The 16,768-nt window shown below is 71.8% G+C and carries 13 protein-coding genes and 2 pseudogenes; 13 read left to right on the plus strand and 2 right to left on the minus strand.

From position 1 onward, the window contains the following. Positions 1-41 precede the first annotated feature (41 nt). The 9 genes and pseudogenes from OTB19_RS24375 to OTB19_RS24415 all read left to right on the plus strand — a co-directional run. Positions 42-731, plus strand: a complete 690-nt coding sequence (locus OTB19_RS24375; RefSeq protein WP_267800501.1) for an SDR family oxidoreductase — start codon at positions 42-44, stop codon at positions 729-731. Beyond that, entirely contained in the window at positions 728-1,711 is a 984-nt protein-coding gene (locus OTB19_RS24380; protein ID WP_267800503.1) for a methionine synthase, read from the plus strand. Before OTB19_RS24375 ends, OTB19_RS24380 begins: the two co-directional genes overlap by 4 nt. Positions 1,712-1,741: 30 nt before the next feature. Next, positions 1,742-3,955 (plus strand): NAD-dependent DNA ligase LigA, encoded by a 2,214-nt coding sequence (gene ligA, locus OTB19_RS24385; protein WP_267800504.1) that lies wholly within the window; start codon positions 1,742-1,744, stop codon positions 3,953-3,955. A gap of 387 nt (positions 3,956-4,342) precedes the next feature. Next, the gene (locus tag OTB19_RS24390) at positions 4,343-6,553 is read left to right on the plus strand and encodes a putative bifunctional diguanylate cyclase/phosphodiesterase (protein ID WP_267800506.1); all 2,211 of its coding nucleotides are present in this window, start codon (positions 4,343-4,345) and stop codon (positions 6,551-6,553) included. 131 nt (positions 6,554-6,684) lie between these two features. After that, entirely contained in the window at positions 6,685-6,981 is a 297-nt protein-coding gene (gene gatC, locus OTB19_RS24395; protein WP_007266718.1) for an Asp-tRNA(Asn)/Glu-tRNA(Gln) amidotransferase subunit GatC, read from the plus strand. 5 nt (positions 6,982-6,986) lie between these two features. Then, positions 6,987-8,480, plus strand: coding sequence for an Asp-tRNA(Asn)/Glu-tRNA(Gln) amidotransferase subunit GatA (gene gatA, locus OTB19_RS24400; RefSeq protein WP_267800507.1), 1,494 nt, complete (start codon positions 6,987-6,989; stop codon positions 8,478-8,480). Then, complete coding sequence (locus tag OTB19_RS24405) at positions 8,477-8,722, plus strand: hypothetical protein (RefSeq protein ID WP_053677648.1); 246 nt, start codon at positions 8,477-8,479, stop codon at positions 8,720-8,722. Before gatA ends, OTB19_RS24405 begins: the two co-directional genes overlap by 4 nt. A 15-nt stretch (positions 8,723-8,737) precedes the next feature. Further along, positions 8,738-10,249: an Asp-tRNA(Asn)/Glu-tRNA(Gln) amidotransferase subunit GatB gene (gene gatB, locus OTB19_RS24410; RefSeq protein WP_267800509.1), complete on the plus strand. Its 1,512-nt coding sequence runs from the start codon at positions 8,738-8,740 to the stop codon at positions 10,247-10,249. A gap of 132 nt (positions 10,250-10,381) precedes the next feature. Next, positions 10,382-10,929, plus strand: a pseudogene (locus OTB19_RS24415) (siderophore-interacting protein); the annotation flags it as partial. Positions 10,930-10,985: 56 nt separating this feature from the next. On the opposite strand, the gene OTB19_RS24420 reads toward OTB19_RS24415, so the two are convergent. Next, entirely contained in the window at positions 10,986-11,492 is a 507-nt protein-coding gene (locus OTB19_RS24420) for a DinB family protein (RefSeq protein ID WP_267800510.1), read from the minus strand. Between the two features lie 50 nt (positions 11,493-11,542). Next, entirely contained in the window at positions 11,543-12,346 is an 804-nt protein-coding gene (locus OTB19_RS24425) for a GNAT family N-acetyltransferase (RefSeq protein WP_267800525.1), read from the minus strand. A 59-nt stretch (positions 12,347-12,405) separates the two neighbouring features. On the opposite strand from OTB19_RS24425, the gene OTB19_RS24430 reads away from it, so the two are divergent. From OTB19_RS24430 to OTB19_RS24445, 4 genes and pseudogenes are all read left to right on the plus strand, one after another. Then, positions 12,406-12,798 carry a signal peptidase I gene (locus OTB19_RS24430; protein ID WP_267800512.1) on the plus strand — a complete coding sequence of 131 codons (393 nt, stop codon included), beginning with the start codon at positions 12,406-12,408 and terminating at the stop codon, positions 12,796-12,798. A gap of 244 nt (positions 12,799-13,042) precedes the next feature. Next, entirely contained in the window at positions 13,043-15,355 is a 2,313-nt protein-coding gene (locus tag OTB19_RS24435; RefSeq protein WP_267800513.1) for an MMPL family transporter, read from the plus strand. 42 nt (positions 15,356-15,397) lie between these two features. Next, positions 15,398-15,490, plus strand: a pseudogene (locus tag OTB19_RS24440) (RimJ/RimL family protein N-acetyltransferase); the annotation flags it as partial. A 415-nt stretch (positions 15,491-15,905) separates the two neighbouring features. Further along, entirely contained in the window at positions 15,906-16,532 is a 627-nt protein-coding gene (locus tag OTB19_RS24445; protein WP_267800514.1) for a hypothetical protein, read from the plus strand. The last annotated feature ends 236 nt before the right edge of the window (positions 16,533-16,768 follow it).

Below are 16,768 nucleotides of genomic sequence, written 5' to 3' on the forward strand. Positions count from 1 at the left end.
GGGGCGCGATCCGGGCGCGATCAGGATGCGAGCATGGCCACATGGCTACTCACCTGATCACCGGTGCCGGATCCGGCATCGGCGCCGCCGTCGCGAACCGCCTGCACGCGCGCGGCGACGACCTCGTCCTCCTGGCCCGCGACGCCGCGCGCGGCAAGCAGCTCGTCGAACGCTTCCCCGGGGCGGGCGTGCTCGTGGGCGACCTCGCGGACCCCGACCGGCTCTCCTGGGCCTTCTCCAAGCAGGCCATCCCCGAGCGGATCGACTCCCTGCTGCACATCGCGGGGATCGTCGACCTCGGCCCGGTGGGCGAACTGCGCCCCAAGACCTGGCACCAGCAGCTCAACGTCAACCTGATCGCCCCCGCCGAGGTCACCCGGCTGCTGCTCCCCACCCTGCGCGCCTCGCACGCGACGATCGTTTTCGTGAACTCCGGCGCCGGACTGCACGCGCACGCCGACTGGAGCGCGTACGCCGCCTCCAAGCACGGCCTGAAGGCCCTCGCCGACTCCCTGCGCGAGGAGGAGAAGCCCAACGGCATCCGCGTCACCTCGGTCTACCCGGGCCGCACCGCGAGCCCCATGCAGGTCAAGGTGCACTCCCAGGAGGGCAAGGAGTACGACGCCGCCGCCTGGATCGACCCCGAGTCCGTCGCGACGACCGTCGTCATGGCCGTCGACCTGCCCCGCGACGCCGAGGTCAACGACCTCAGCGTCAGGCCCGGCCGATGAGCGCGAACGCCACCGGCGTCGGCTCGCTGCCCGGCGGCGACGCGCGCGAGGCCGCCAAGACCGTCACCGGCTCCTTCGAGGAGTTCCCGTACCTCGCCGAGCTGCCCGCGCGCGGACCCGGCGCCGACATGATCGGCCGGTCCCTCGGGCTGCTCGTCGACATGTACGCGCACGTCGAGCCCAGCGGCTGGCGGATCAGCGACCGCCCCGGCCGCGACAGCAAGCGCGCCACCTCCTGGCTCGGCGAGGACCTCGACGCCCTGGAGGAGTTCACCCAGGGCTACACCGGCAAGCTGAAGATCCAGGCCGTCGGGCCCTGGACCCTGGCCACCGCGCTGGAACTGCACGGCGGGGAGGCGGTCCTCCAGGACGCCGGAGCCTGCCGGGACCTGGCCGGATCCCTCGCGGAGGGGCTGCGCGAGCACCTGACCGACGTACGCAGGCGCATCCCAGGTGCCGAGGTGGTGCTCCAGTTCGACGAGCCCTCGCTGACCTCCGTGCTCCTGGGCCGGGTGCGGTCCGCCAGCGGGTACCGGACCTACCGCGCCGTCGACCGACAGGTCGTCGAGGGCACCCTGCGCGAGCTGTTCGCCGTCCACGACGGGGAGGTCGTCGTCCACTCCTGCGCCCCCGAAGTCCCCTTCGGACTGCTCCGGCGCGCCGGCGCCACGGGTGTGTCGTTCGATTTCTCCCTGCTCACCGAGCGCGAGGACGACGCCATCGGGGAGGCCGTCGAGGACGGTGCGAAACTCTTCGTCGGAGTGGTGCCCGGCACCGACGCCCCGTTGTCGGACCCGGGGGGTAGCGTCATGGGTGTCAGGAAGCTTTGGCGCAGGCTGGGACTGGCCCCGGGGACCCTCGCGGAGTCCGTCGTGGTCACCCCGTCGTGCGGTCTGGCGGGCGCATCGCCCGCCTACGCCCGCGCGGTGCAGGCCCACTGCGTCAGGGCGGCGAGGTCGCTCGCCGACAACCCTGAGTGACGGATCAGACGGGCCACGGGAGGACACGGCATGGCAGCCGAACAGAAGCAGGCCGGCGGCGAGTCGGCGGTGCCGGCGGCGGTGCGCGAACAGCACGCACTGCTCGCCGAGCAGGTCGAGGAGCACCGCTTCCGGTACTACGTGAACGACCAGCCGGTCGTCAGCGACGCCGAGTTCGACACGCTGCTGCGCTCGCTGGAGGCACTCGAAGAGGAGTACGCGGAGCTGCGCACCCCCGACTCGCCGACCCAGAAGGTCGCCGGGGCGTACGAGACGGACTTCGCGTCCGTCGTGCACCGGGAACGGATGCTCTCCCTCGACAACGCCTTCGACGACGAGGAACTCGCGGCCTGGGCCGAGCGGGTGGCCCGGGACGCGAACACCTCCGACTACCACTACCTGTGCGAGTTGAAGGTCGACGGCCTCGCCGTCAACCTCACCTACGAGAACGGTCGGCTCACCCGCGCCGCCACCCGCGGCGACGGCCGCACCGGTGAGGACATCACGCCCAACGTGCGCACCATCGCCGAGATCCCGGACCGACTGAGCGGCGACCGCATCCCAGCCCTCGTGGAGATCCGCGGCGAGGTCTACTTCCCGATGGACAAGTTCGAGGAGCTCAACGCCCGGCTCGTCGAGACCGAGGGCAAGCCCTTCGCCAACCCGCGCAACGCGGCGGCCGGTTCGCTCCGCCAGAAGGACCCGAAGATCACCGCCACCCGCCCGCTGCACATGGTCGTGCACGGCATCGGCGCGCGCGAGGGCTTCGACATCGACAACCTCTCGCACGCCTACGACCTGCTCCGCGAGTGGGGCCTGCCGACCGCCGAGCACAACAAGGTGGTCTCCACCCTGGCCGAAGTGCGCGATTTCATCGCCCACTTCGGCGAGAACCGGCACTCCGTGGCGCACGAGATCGACGGCGTGGTCGTCAAGCTCGACGAGATCCCGCTCCAGGGCCGGCTCGGGTCCACGGCGCGCGCACCGCGCTGGGCGATCGCCTGGAAGTACGCCCCCGAAGAGGTCAACACCAAGCTCATCGACATCAAGGTGGGCGTCGGCCGCACCGGCCGCGTGACCCCGTACGCGCAGGTGGAGCCGGTGACGGTGGCCGGGTCGGAGGTCGAGTTCGCGACCCTGCACAACCAGGAGGTCGTCAAGGCCAAGGGCGTCTTCATCGGCGACACCGTGGTCCTGCGCAAGGCCGGCGACGTCATCCCCGAGATCCTCGGCCCGGTGGTCGACCTGCGGGACGGCAGCGAGCGGGAGTTCGTGATGCCGGGCGAGTGCCCCGAGTGCGGGACCCCGCTGCGGCCCATGAAGGAGGGGGACATCGACCTCCGCTGCCCCAACGGGCAGACCTGCCCCGCCCAGTTGCGCGAGCGGCTCTTCTACCTCGGCGGCCGGCAGTGCCTGGACATCGAGAACTTCGGCGCGGTGGCCGCCGCCGCGCTCACCAACCCGCTGGAGCCGGCCGAGCCGCCCGTGCGCGACGAGGGCGACCTGTTCGGCCTCACCATCGAGGACATCCTGCCCATCAAGGCGTACGTCCTGGACCAGGACAGCGGACTGCCCAAGCGGGATCCGAAGACCGGCGAGGAGAAGATCGTCACGGTCTTCGCCAACCAGAAGGGCGAGCCGAAGAAGAACGCCCTGGCCATGCTGGAGAACATCGCCGCCGCCAAGGACCGCCCGCTGGCCCGCGTCATCAACGGCCTGTCGATCCGTCACGTCGGGCCCGTCGCCGCCGAGGCGCTGGCCCGGGAGTTCCGTTCGATCGAGCGCATCGAGCAGGCCACCGAGGAGGAACTGGCCGCCACCGACGGGGTCGGCGCCATCATCGCGGCGTCCCTCAAGGAGTGGTTCGCCGTCGACTGGCACCAGGAGATCCTGCGCAAGTGGCGCGAGGCCGGCGTCCGGATGGAGGAGGAGGGTTCCGGCGAGGAGGAGGGCCCCAGACCGCTGGAGGGCCTGACCGTCGTCGTCACCGGCACCCTGCGCAACCACACCCGGGACGGGGCCAAGGAGGCCCTGCAGAGCCGGGGAGCCAAGGTCACCGGCTCCGTTTCGAAGAAGACCTCCTTCGTCGTGGTCGGCGAGAACCCCGGCTCCAAGTACGACAACGCCGTGAAGTTGAAGCTCGCCATCCTCGACGACGCCGGGTTCGAGGTGCTCCTGGAACGGGGTCCGGACGCCGCGCGCGAGGTGGCGCTCCCGGTGGACGGGGCCACGGAAACGGAGTAACGAGCGAAGGGAAGTCCTTCCGGGGGGCGGGTGAAGGCGAACTGATGCGTGGCGTGCGGCCGTCCGGGCGGGCGCACGCCGGGCGTGGCCGTCGGTGCCAAACGGCCGGTACGGGGCCGGCGGCAGGGCGGTGACCTGTCGGATCATCGGATGGAGGACCGGAAGAGCCTGGTCCAAACTCACCCGTTCGGCGGATACCGTACTGATGAGGATGGCTGGGTCGCATTCGGGCAACCACCGCCGACCGCTGCCCCTGGGACCCTTCGGCGTCCTACTGTTGTGGGGTGCGCCTGTCGTGCACGGCTGCGTGACGTGCTGCCGGCCGTGACGGCACGACATCGGGGCCATCGTGTGACATCGGCATCGCCGGCTGTGAGAGGGACGGGCATGAAACCCACCGAAAGCGCCGACCCGTCACCTGAATTCGGCGGGGAACCCCCGCCCGTGCGGACGGGACGGTTCGGGCTCCTGGGAGCCAGGACGCCGGACACCCGCCCGCTCGACACCGGATCGGGCGGCAAGGGACAGGACGGCAAGGGACAGCACGTCCGCACGACCACGCCCCTCATCATCGTGGGCCTGTCCGTCGTCGCCCTCGCCACCGGCATCGCCGCCGCCCTGAGCGACCGTCAGGCGCTGTTCCCCGGCGGCACGGTGGGCTGGGCGCTCGCCCTGCTCACCGGCATCATCGTCGGCCACCTCGTCGCGCTGGGCCGCGACCGCTGGTGGGGCGGCACCGGCTCGGGCGCCGCGCTCACCCTCGGTGTCCTCGTCCTCTACGGATGGGTGCCCGCGGGACTCGTCTCCCTGGCCGTGGTCTCGCTGGTCGGGGCCGCGCGCCGGCACCGCTGGCGGCAGGGCCTGCTCCACGGCTCCGTCGACATCCTCGGCATCGGCGCCGGGGCCCTCGTCCTCGGCGCCTTCGGCGACCACCCGACGGTCGAGACCCCCTGGCAGCCCACCACCTGGGGACCCGGCGCCATCCCGGAGATCATCCTGGTCGCCCTCGCCTACCTGGCGGTCACCCGCCTCCTGCTGTGGGCCTCCCTCTCCCCGCGCGGGGGCGGACTGCCCACCGTCGCCCGCACCGCCCTGCTCCGGCAGGCGCTCGTCGCCGCCGCGCTGCTGGGGATCGCCCCGCTGATCTGCGTCGTCGCCGTCTCCCAGCCGGTGCTGCTGCCGTTGTTCGCCGTACCGCTCATCGCACTGGACTCCACCCTGTGGATCGCCCGCGCCCGCGCCGAGGAGCAACTGCGCGACCCGCTGACGGGGCTCCCCAACCGGCAGTGGCTGCTGGAGCGCGCCTGGTCGGCGCTGGACGAGGCCGAACGACTGGGCACCCGGGCCGCCCTCGTCCTGATCGACCTCGACCGCTTCCGGGCCGTCAACGACACCCTCGGCCACCTCGCCGGCGACCGGCTGCTCCTCCAGATCGCCGACCGACTGCGCCAGGCCCTGCCCCAGGACGCCGAGGTCGCCCGACTCGGCGGCGACGAGTTCGCCGTACTGCTGCCCGTCGCGGACTCCACCACCAGCGCCCAGCGGGTCGCCCGGCACCTGGTCGCCGAGCTCGGCTCCCCCCTCGACCTGGACGGGCTCACGCTCGTCCTGGAGGCCAGCGCCGGCCTCGCCGTCTTCCCCGACCACGCGCTGGACGCCGAAGGACTGCTGCGCCGCGCCGACGTCGCCATGTACCAGGCCAAGCGGGACCGGACGGGCGTCGAGGTCTACGAGTCCAAACGCGACAGCAACACGCCCGACCGGCTCGGCCTCCTCGGCGACCTGCGGCGCGCCCTCGACGCGGGCGAGGTGGAACTCCACTACCAGCCGAAGGTCCGCTTCGACGGACAGGTGGCCGGGCTGGAGGCACTCGTGCGCTGGGTGCACCCGGAGCGCGGCCGGGTCTCGCCCGACGAGTTCATCGCCATCGCCGAGACCTCCGGACTCATGCCGCACCTGACCGAGTACGTCCTGGAGACCGCCCTCGCGCAGGTGGCGCGGTGGCGGGCGCAGGGCCTGAAGGTGCCGGTCGCCGTCAACGTCTCGCCCCGCGACGTCCACACGCCCGGCTTCGCGGGAGCGGTGGCCGCCCGGCTGGCGCGGCACGGGGTCCCGGCGAGCGGCCTCCAGCTGGAGATAACGGAACACGTCCTGCTGGAGGACCCCCAGCGGGCGGCGGACACCATGGCCGGGCTGACCGGGCACGGGGTGAAGATGTCGCTGGACGACTTCGGCACCGGGTACTCCTCGCTCGTGCACCTGAGGCGGCTGCCGGTCAGCGAACTGAAGATCGACCGGTCGTTCGTGGCCCGGCTCGCCGTCGACGCGCAGGACGCGGAGATCGTCCGGTGCACCGTCGACCTGGCCCACTCGCTGGGGCTGCTCGTCGTCGCCGAGGGCGTGGAGGACGACGAGACCTGGGAGCGGCTGCGCGACCTCGGCTGCGACGCGGTCCAGGGGTGGCTGGTCGCCGCCGCCATGCCGCCACAGGAGGCCACCGCCTGGCTGCTGGCCCGCGGCGAGCGCGGCTGGCGGCGTCCCGCGGACATCACCGCCGAACTCGCGGCCGCCGCGGCGGCGGAGACCCAGGCCTCCTGAGATCACCCGGTCGGGCCCCCGGACGGGGGCCCGGGCGACCGGCGGGGCAAACCGTTTAGTGGGTCAGGGGGCGGGCCCCATAGGATTGGGCCTGAAAACCCACACGCTCACCACCCCCAGAGGATCGCCGCATGCCTGGCATCACGCGCGAGGAGGTCGCCCACCTCGCTCGGCTGGCACGTCTGGAGCTCAAAAGCGAAGAGCTCGACCACTTCGCCGGACAGCTCGACGACATCATCGGCGCGGTCGCCCGCGTTTCCGAGGTCGCCGACCAAGACGTCCCGCCGACCTCCCACCCGCTGCCGCTGACGAACGTCATGCGCGCGGACGAGGTCCGTCCGTCGCTCACCCCCGAGCAGGCGCTTTCCGGCGCTCCCGCCCAGGAGCAGCAGCGTTTCAAGGTGCCGCAGATCCTGGGGGAGGACTAACAACCATGATTGAGATCATCAAGCTCACGGCCGCCGAGACCGCCGAGAAGATCGCCTCCGGCGAACTCACGGCCGTCGAGGTCACCGAGGCCCACCTGGCCCGCATCGAGGCCGTCGACGAGAAGGTCCACGCCTTCCTGCACGTCGACCGCGACGGGGCCCTGGCCCAGGCGCGCGCCGTCGACGCGAAGCGCGCCGCGGGCGAGAAGCTCGGCCCGCTGGCCGGCGTACCGCTCGCCCTCAAGGACATCTTCACCACCATCGGGGTCCCGACCACCGTCGGTTCGAAGATCCTCGAAGGGTGGATCCCGCCGTACGACGCCACCCTGACGCGCAAGCTGAAGGAAGCCGACGTCGTCATCCTCGGCAAGACCAACATGGACGAGTTCGCCATGGGGTCCTCCACCGAGAACAGCGCCTACGGCCCCACCGGCAACCCGTGGGACCTCACCCGCATCCCCGGCGGCTCCGGCGGCGGCTCCTCCGCGGCCCTCGCCTCCTACCAGGCGCCCCTGGCCATCGGCACGGACACCGGCGGTTCCATCCGCCAGCCCGCCGCCGTCACCGCCACCGTCGGCGTGAAGCCCACGTACGGCTCGGTGTCCCGCTACGGCATGGTCGCGTTCTCGTCCTCCCTGGACCAGGGCGGGCCCTGCGCCCGCACCGTCCTGGACGCCGCGCTCCTGCACGAGGTCATCGCCGGTCACGACCCGATGGACTCGACCTCCATCGACGCGCCGGTCCCGCCGGTCGTCGAGGCGGCCCGCAACGGCTCCGTCGCCGGCCTGCGCGTCGGCGTGGTGAAGCAGTTCGCCGGCGAGGGCTACCAGGCCGGCGTCGTCCAGCGCTTCAACGAGTCGGTGGAGCTCCTCAAGGAGCTCGGCGCCGAGATCGTCGAGCTGGACTGCCCGTCCTTCGACCTGGCCATGGCCGCGTACTACCTGATCGCCCCGTCCGAGGCCTCCTCGAACCTGGCGCGCTTCGACGGCCTGCGCTACGGCCTGCGCGTCGGCGACGACGGCACCCTGTCCGCCGAGGACGTCACCGCCCTGACCCGCGAGGCCGGCTTCGGCGACGAGGTCAAGCGCCGCATCATCCTCGGCACGTACGCGCTCAGCTCCGGCTACTACGACGCGTACTACGGCTCCGCGCAGAAGGTCCGCACGCTCATCACCAAGGACTTCGAGAAGTCCTTCGAGCAGGTCGACGTGATCGTCTCCCCGACGACCCCGACCACCGCCTTCCCGATCGGCGAGCGCACCGACGACCCCCTCGCCATGTACCTCGCGGACCTGTGCACCATCCCGACCAACCTGGCCGGCAACTCCGCCATGTCGCTCCCCTGCGGCCTGGCACCGGAGGACGGCCTCCCGGTCGGACTGCAAATCATCGCCCCCGCGATGAAGGACGACCGGCTGTACAAGGTCGGCGCGGCCGTCGAGGCTGCCTTCGTCGCGCGCTGGGGTCACCCGCTGCTTGAGGAGGCACCGTCGCTGTGAGCACCAGTGCACTGTCCAAGGCCAAGGGCTTCAAGAAGTCCAAGACCGGCACCTACCTGTCGATCGGCACCACCGCCTTCGGCGCCCTCGGCGTGATCAAGCAGGTCAAGAAGGCCCGCACCGAACACGACGTGCTGAAGCTGATCGACGCCGCCGTGTCCGCCGCCGCCATCGTGACCGGCCTCGCGATCCTGTACCGCGAGCTGAAGCGCCTCGGCGACGACGACGTCCTGCTGGGCTGAGAGGGAACATCCACCGTGAGCTTCACTGAACTGCTGTCGTACGAGGACGCCCTCGCGTCGTACGACCCCGTCATGGGCCTGGAGGTCCATGTCGAGCTCGGCACCAGGACCAAGATGTTCTGCGGCTGCTCGACCGAGCTGGGTGGCCGGCCCAACTCGCAGACCTGCCCGGTCTGCCTCGGTCTGCCGGGCGCGCTGCCGGTCGTCAACGAGATCGGCATCGAATCCGCGATCAAGATCGGCCTGGCGCTGAACTGCGACATCGCCGAGTGGTGCCGCTTCGCCCGGAAGAACTACTTCTATCCGGACATGCCGAAGAACTTCCAGACCTCCCAGTACGACGAGCCCATCGCCTTCAACGGCTTCCTGGACGTCCAGCTGGAGGACGGCGAGATCTTCCGCGTGGAGATCGAGCGCGCCCACATGGAGGAGGACACCGGCAAGTCGCTGCACGTCGGCGGCGCCACCGGTCGCATCCACGGCGCGTCCCACTCGCTGCTGGACTACAACCGCGCCGGCATCCCGCTCATCGAGATCGTCACCAAGCCGATCGAGGGCGCCGGCGAGCGGGCCCCCGAGGTCGCCAAGGCGTACGTCGCGGAGCTGCGCGAGGTCATCAAGGCGCTCGACGTGTCCGAGGCCCGGATGGACAAGGGCCAGATGCGCTGCGACGTGAACCTGTCGCTGCGCCCCAACGGCACCGAGAAGTTCGGCACCCGCTCGGAGACGAAGAACGTCAACTCGCTCCGCTCCGTGGAGCGTGCGGCGCGCTACGAGATTCAGCGCCACGCGGCCGTGCTGTCCTCCGGCGGCACGATCGTGCAGGAGACCCGGCACTTCCACGAGGAGGACGGCTCCACCACCGCCGGCCGCATCAAGGACAACGCCGAGGACTACCGGTACTTCCCGGAGCCCGACCTGGTGCCCGTCGCCCCGGCCCGCGCCTGGGTCGAGGAACTGCGCACCGGCTTGCCCGAGATGCCGCGCGTGCGGCGCAACCGGCTCCGCGAGGAGTGGGGCGTCAGCGAGCACGACATGCAGTCGATCCTCAACGCGGGCGCGGTGGACTCCATCGTCGCCACCATCGAGGCGGGCGCCGACTCGGCGGCCGCGCGCAAGTGGTGGATGGGCGAGCTGGCACGCAACGCCAACGAGCAGGGTGTCGTCGTCGACGAGCTGCCGATCACCCCGGCCCAGGTGGCCCGGGTCGCGGCGCTGGTCGCCGCGGGCGACCTGAACGACAAGCTGGCCCGCCAGGTCATCGAGGGCGTCCTCGCCGGCGAGGGCACCCCGGACGAGGTCGTCGACAAGCGCGGCCTGAAGGTCGTCTCGGACGAGGGCGCGCTCGGCGCGGCCGTGGACGAGGCCATCGCGGGCAACGCGGCCATCGCCGACAAGATCCGCGGCGGCAAGGTCGCCGCCGTCGGCGCCCTGGTCGGGGCGGTCATGAAGACCACCCGCGGTCAGGCCGACGCGGCGCGCGTCAAGGAACTCATCCTGGAGCGCCTGGGCGTCTCCGAGGGCTAGTCCCCGAACGAAGGACGGCCCGCACCGGTGTTGACCGGTGCGGGCCGTTTTTCGTCACACCGTTCGCCAAGTAAGGTGAGGCTGACCTAACCAGAAGCTCGACAGTGCGTGCCCGTGCCGAGGGGCAAGGAGGGCAAGCCGCACCAGCGCGCCTACACGCTCGTCGACCCCAACCCCGCGACGGGCACCCTCACCCTCGAATTCGCCCTCCACGACGGGGTGGCCAGCGCCTGGGCGCGAGCCGCCGAACCCGGCGACACCATCGAGGCCAGCATCCAGGGCACCGGCTTCACCGCCCCCGCGCCCGAGCCCGAACGCCTCCTGGTGATCGGAGACCCGGCCTCCCTCCCGGCCATCAACTCCCTCCTCGACGCTTACCCGAGGAGGTCCGCCACGATCTGGTTCGAAACCCGGCACGCCGCCGACGCCGACCTCCCCGTCCGCCTGGACCCCGACCGGCACGACATCCGCCGCGTCGAGCGCGCGGCGCGGGCGCCGGGGCGAACCTGGTGGAGCAGGTCAAGGGACAGCTCCCCGAGCTGGTCGCCGACCCCGCCTCCGCGTACGTGTGGCCGGCCTGCGACGCCTCGACCACCCGCGCGCTGACCGCGTACCTCCGCAAGGACCTGGCCCTGCCGAAGCAGCGCGTCAATGGCCTCGGTTACTGGCGCGCCGCCTGACCCCGACGACAGCCGGACGCCGTGTCGGCCCCGGCGCGAGCCGGACGCCGTGTCGCTCACGCGCCGACGGTGCCGTCCACGGCCTCGCGGAGGAAGTCGGCGTGCCCGTTGTGACGGGCGTACTCGTGGATCATGTGCAGCATCACCAGGCGCAAAGAGACCTCCTCCTCCCACTTGGGGACGTACACCGTCACCTCCAGGGACGCGGCGGCCGCCTCCACCTTCCGGGAGTGTGCGACCTCGGCGTGCCAGGCCGCGAAGGCCTCGGCCCCGCTCGCGTCCGTGGCGTCGTAAGCCGCCTGGAAGTCGTGGCGGTCGGACCACAGGTGCGGGACCTCGGCCCCGCCGATCGTGCGGCGGAACCACTGTCGTTCGACCTCGGCCATGTGTCGGACCAGGCCCATCAGGGACAGCGTCGACGGTGGGGACGCCCGGCGGCGCAGTTGCCCGTCGTCCAGACCCTCGCACTTCAGCGCGAGGGTGGCGCGGTGGAAGTCGAGGTAGGCGCGGAGCGTTTCGCGCTCGCCTCCGGTGCCGGGGGGTGAGATGCGTTCCATGTGCATGATCCTGCCCGTCCGACCTGACGGCCGGAAGGGCTCGGCGGGCCCCTGTTTCAGCCCTCCCACACGTACGGAACCGTCACTCCCAGCACCTTGAACCCCAGCCGTTCCAGGATCGGTCGGCTGTCCTCCGTCGCGTCCACCTGGAGGTACTCGATGCCGCGGGCCGCCGCCAGCCGGGCGCGGTGGGCGACCAGGAGGCGGTAGATCCCGCGCCCGCGCCACTCGGGATCGGTGCCGCCGCCCCAGAGCCCCGCGAACGAGACCCCCCGCGGCATTTCCATCCGGGCCGCGCAGACCGGGGTGTCGCCCGCCATCGCGACGACGGCCTCGACGGTGTCCGGGGCGTCCCGCAGCATGCCGAGCACCAGTTCCCGGATCCGGGGGCTCTCGGTGGCGAACGCCCTCCCGTGGGCCTCCATCATCAGGTCCACCCCCGCCTCGTCCGTCACCACCCGCAAGGTGATCCCCTCGGGCGGACGGACCGGCAGCGCCGCCAGATCGGCCGTGCGCGCCACGAGCAGCGTCTCGGCCGGCTCCGGCACGAACCCGGCCGCGCGCAGCCGTTCCCCGAGGTCCGCCGGGCGGTCGTGGTCGTACAACTTCCACTCGAAGTCCGTCGCCTCGCCGGCCTTCGCCCGCCCCGCGAAGTGCGCGATCTGCGCGGCGATCTCCGCGTCCGCCGTCCCGGCGTCGAGGTCCGACCAGACCACGCCGTTCCAGCCGGGCCCGGACACGGTCTGCCGGACGACCGCACCCACCCGTTCCACCCGGGCCGACGCCGAGTCGGGCTGCGCGCCCCGGCGCATCTGCGCGTCGTACAGCGCCCGTACCTTCAGCAATTCCGTGCCATCCATGCTCATCGGGCCAGCTCACCAGCCGAGTCCGGGCGCCACAACTGCATTAACCTCGCTCCGTGAACGTCGACTCCGCCGTCTACACCGGCAAAGCCACTCCCGACGCCGCCGCCGACCGAGGCTGGCTCCTCGGTCACTTCAAGGCGCCCGGCGATCCCCGCCACAGCGAGGACGTGGAGATCAAATGGGGCGTCCACCCCAAGGGCGACGAGCGGGCCCGGTGGGTGACCGGCGAGGAGCGCACCGCGCTCCAGGTGCTGATCAGCGGGCGCTTCCGGCTGGAGTTCCCCGGCCGGACCGTGGTCCTCGCCGAGCAGGGCGACTACGCGGTCTGGGGGCGCGGCGTCGACCACTCCTGGTACGCGGAGGAGGACACCGTGGTGCTCACCGTCCGATGGCCGTCCGTTCCCGGCTACCGGGCCGACGGGGAACCCGGCAACCCGCGCCCCTGAGCCTCATCCGGCCCTCGACTCTCTTGCGACATCGGGCATTCCCCAAGTACCTGTGACGATGCACACGAAAGGGGCCAACGATCACCAATCGCTGAGATCGTTGCAGGTGAAGTAGGTAGAGGTGTGGACCAACCGGTCGGGCCGAGGAGACCCCCCGGACACCGGTCCCGGCCTGCACGCGTTCACGTGTTCTTTGCGACGGGCCCTCCCCGGTAAAGATCCGAACCACCAGGGAGCACGTCCGTTGGCAGCAATCGCACGCTGGTGCATGCGACACCGACTGGTCACCGTCCTGATCTGGTTGCTCGCTCTCGGCGGCACCGCCGCGGCAGCGGGAAGCGCCGGATCGGCCTTCACCAACGACTACGAAGTCCCCGGGACCGAGTCCGCCAAGGCCAACACCCTGCTGCGCGAAGGCTTCCACGGCCAGGGCGGTGACACGAACACCGTCGTCTGGCGGGCCCCGGACCACCAGAGCGCCCGCACCCCCGCCGTCGAAGAGCGCATGACCCGGGCACTGGACGCGATCGCCGCGCTCCCCGGCGTCGGATCGGTCACCGGCCCCTACGGACCCGCCCCCGAACAGGCCGCCCGGATCAGCCCCGACGGGCGCACCGCCTACGCCGTCGTCACCTTCGACCGGCCCGCCGACGCCGTGCCCAAGGACCAGGCCAGAGCCGTCGTCACCACGGCCAAGAACCCCACCACCGAGTCCGACGGCCTCCAAGTCGAGCTGGGCGGCCGGGCGATCGGCCTGACCGAGGCACCCGGCGCCCACCTCGCCGAGGCCATCGGCGTGGCCATCGCCGCCGTGGTGCTCTTCCTCGCCTTCGGCTCGCTCGCCGCGAGCCTGCTGCCCATCGCGACCGCGCTGGTCAGCGTGGGCACCGCCTACTTCGGCATCACCCTGCTCGGACACGCCATGCCGGTCGCGGACTTCGCCCCGATGCTCGGCACCCTCGTGGGCCTCGGCGTCGGCATCGACTACGCGTTGTTCATCGTCACCCGGCACCGCAAGGCCCTCGCCCGCGGCCTCCCGGTCGAGCAGGCCGCCGCGGACGCCGTCGCCACCACCGGCCGGGCCGTCGTCTTCGCCGGCGCGACCGTCTGCATCGCCCTGCTCGGCATGCTGGTGCTGAGACTGAACTTCCTCGACGGCGTCGCGATCGCGGCCTCCCTGACCGTGGTCCTCACCGTCGCCGCCTCCGTGACACTGCTCCCCGCCCTCCTCTCGTACATCGGCACGCGCGCCCTCTCGCGCCGCGCACGCCGCACGCTCGCACGGGAAGGCCCCCGGCCCGAGCCCCCCACCGGCTTCGCCGTCCGCTGGTCGACCTTCGTCGAACGCCGGCCCAAGCTCCTCGGCGCGGTCGCCACGACCGTGATGGTGGTCCTGGCGCTGCCGACCTTCAGCCTCCACCTCGGTACCTCCGACCAGGGCAACAACCCGGCCACCGCCACCACCCGCAAGGCGTACGACCTGCTGGCCGAAGGCTTCGGACCCGGAACCAACGGACCGCTCGCGGTGGTCGCCCGCCTCGACGGCGCCGGCGGCCGGGTCGCCGTCGACCGTCTGACCGAAGCCCTGCGCACCACCGAGGGCGTCGCCTCCGCGGGCCCTGCGGTCTTCAACGGCAGCGGGGACACCGCCGTCCTGACCGTCGTACCGGACTCCTCCCCGCAGTCCCGGGCCACGAGCGACCTGGTCGACACGCTCCGCCGGGACGTCATCCCGCACGTCGCGAACGACGGCTCGACCGAGGTCCACGTGGGCGGCGTGACCGCCGGCTACGACGACTTCGCCGAGGTCATCATCGGCAAGCTGCCGCTCTTCGTCGGCGTGGTCATCGCCCTCGGCTGCGTGCTCCTGCTGCTCGCCTTCCGGTCCATAGGCATCCCGGTGAAGGCGGCCGTGATGAACGTCGCCGCCGTCGCCTCGTCCTTCGGCGTCGTCGTCGCGATCTTCCAGTGGGGCTGGGGCAGCGAGACGATGGGTCTCGGCAGCGCCGGCCCGATCGAGCCCTTCCTGCCCGTCATCATGGTCTCGGTGCTCTTCGGACTGTCCATGGACTACCAGGTCTTCCTGGTCAGCCGGATGTACGAGGAATGGCTGGAGACGGGCGACAACAAGCGGGCCGTCCGCGTCGGCCTCGCCGAGACCAGCCGGGTGATCAACTCCGCTGCCGTCATCATGATCTCGGTGTTCCTCGCCTTCGTGCTCAGCGGCGACCGCATCATCGCGATGTTCGGCATCGGCCTCGCCGTGGCCGTCGCACTCGACGCCTTCGTGCTGCGCACCCTGCTGGTCCCCGCGCTCATGCACATGCTCGGCGGCGCCAACTGGTGGCTGCCCGCCTGGCTCGACCGCGGGCTCCCGCGCATCAGCATCGAACCTCCGCTCTCCCACGCCCCTTCCACGCTCCCGGCGCAGCGACCCGACGCGGACACCGCCCGGGACGGCAGCGGCAAGGGCGGCGCCGGCAAGGGCGGCGCCGGCAAGGACGCGAGCCAAGGCAAGGACAAGGACGAGGCCGCGCAGCCCACCGCATCCCGGTGACGCGTCGCGAGCCCGCCGCCCGAGACCCGAGGAGGAAACCGCATGTTCTCGATCGACCTCGCCGATGACGCCCGGCTGTTCTCGCTGGAGATCAGCCACGCCGAGGAGTTCCTCGCCCACATGGACCGCGATCGGCGCGGCCCTGCAACCGGTCGCCCACGGCTCCGCACGCGTGCCGGACCCGCGGGCACGCCTCGGCGGGTCCCCGGAGAGGGCGGCGACGCGGTACGGCCACTCCACCCGTGACCTCCGGCCGCATCCGAACGCCATCCACGACCGGCACGTTCGGGTTCCGGCGGACCAGGTGCTCGGCGAGGCACTCGGGACCGTGTCGCGGCAGGCCGAGGCACAGCCCCGACAGGGCGTCTCGCGGTCGTGGGCCGACGGTCCGCCGGCGGGGCTGCCGAGCCGTTCGCGATCGTCGGCCCGGTCCCGGGGGCGGGGGTCGCCGGCGGGACTCCCGGCCCGTTGCCCACCTGCGGAGATGCCCCCCGGGCGGTCGCGCGACCTTCTCAGGAACCTCTCAGAAACGCCGCCTACCGTGCCCCGCATGGACACCAAGAAGACCCCCGACCCGACGGCCCCCGCAACGGACCCCACCGAAGACAAGGCGACAGCGACCACCCCGGCCGAGGCCCGGACCGAGCACACGGGGTCCGACACGGTCGAACCGGCCGACAAGGCCGCGGCGGAGCCGCTCGACGGGTCCACCCGCCCCGAGGCGTCCGACGATGACCTCGACGCCGAGTTCGCCGCCGAGGACGAGGAATCCGCGCAGGTCGGCGGCGTCGCCGCCGCGGCGTCCGCGATCGTGGCCGCGGGGTTGAGCGTCGTCGCCCTCAGCGGAAGTTGGGTCTCCCGGGTCGTCGCCGAGCGACAGAACCTCGTGAACCAGCTCGACCTGAGCCAGACCGCCGACAACAACGCGAAGATCGCGGCCCTGTACAGCGCCCCCTGGCACGCGACCGCCCTCGTCAACGGCATCCTGTCCGCCATCGCGCTCCTCCTCGCACTCTTCGTCCTGGCCCGCCCCGCCTTCGGGGTTCCCGGCCGCACCCTTCCGACGTGGATCCGCTCCGTGGCCTGGGCCGCGATCGCGCTCGGCGCCCTGGGCGTGCTCCTGTTCGCCCTCATGTACTTCGACGTCCTCCTCCCCGCGCCGACGAGCGCCGCCTGACGCCCCTCGCACAGGAGTCCCTCCCGGGCCGTCCGATCCGAAACGGACAAGCTCCGAAAGAGCCGACCAGGCACCGCCTTAGGGCGGTCCGGGGGCCGGGTAAGCGGGACTAAGTGGTCTGCGTCGTAAATCCTTCGGGGGTTGACGTCGGGCTTGGCGTGCGCTTGCCCGTGTCAGGTGTCGAGACCGGTGAGGTGGAGGTGGCAGGCGGTGTCGAGTGCGTCCTCGGGGGTGCC

This window comes from Streptomyces sp. H27-H5 (genome assembly GCF_026627505.1).
Lineage (GTDB): Bacteria > Actinomycetota > Actinomycetes > Streptomycetales > Streptomycetaceae > Streptomyces.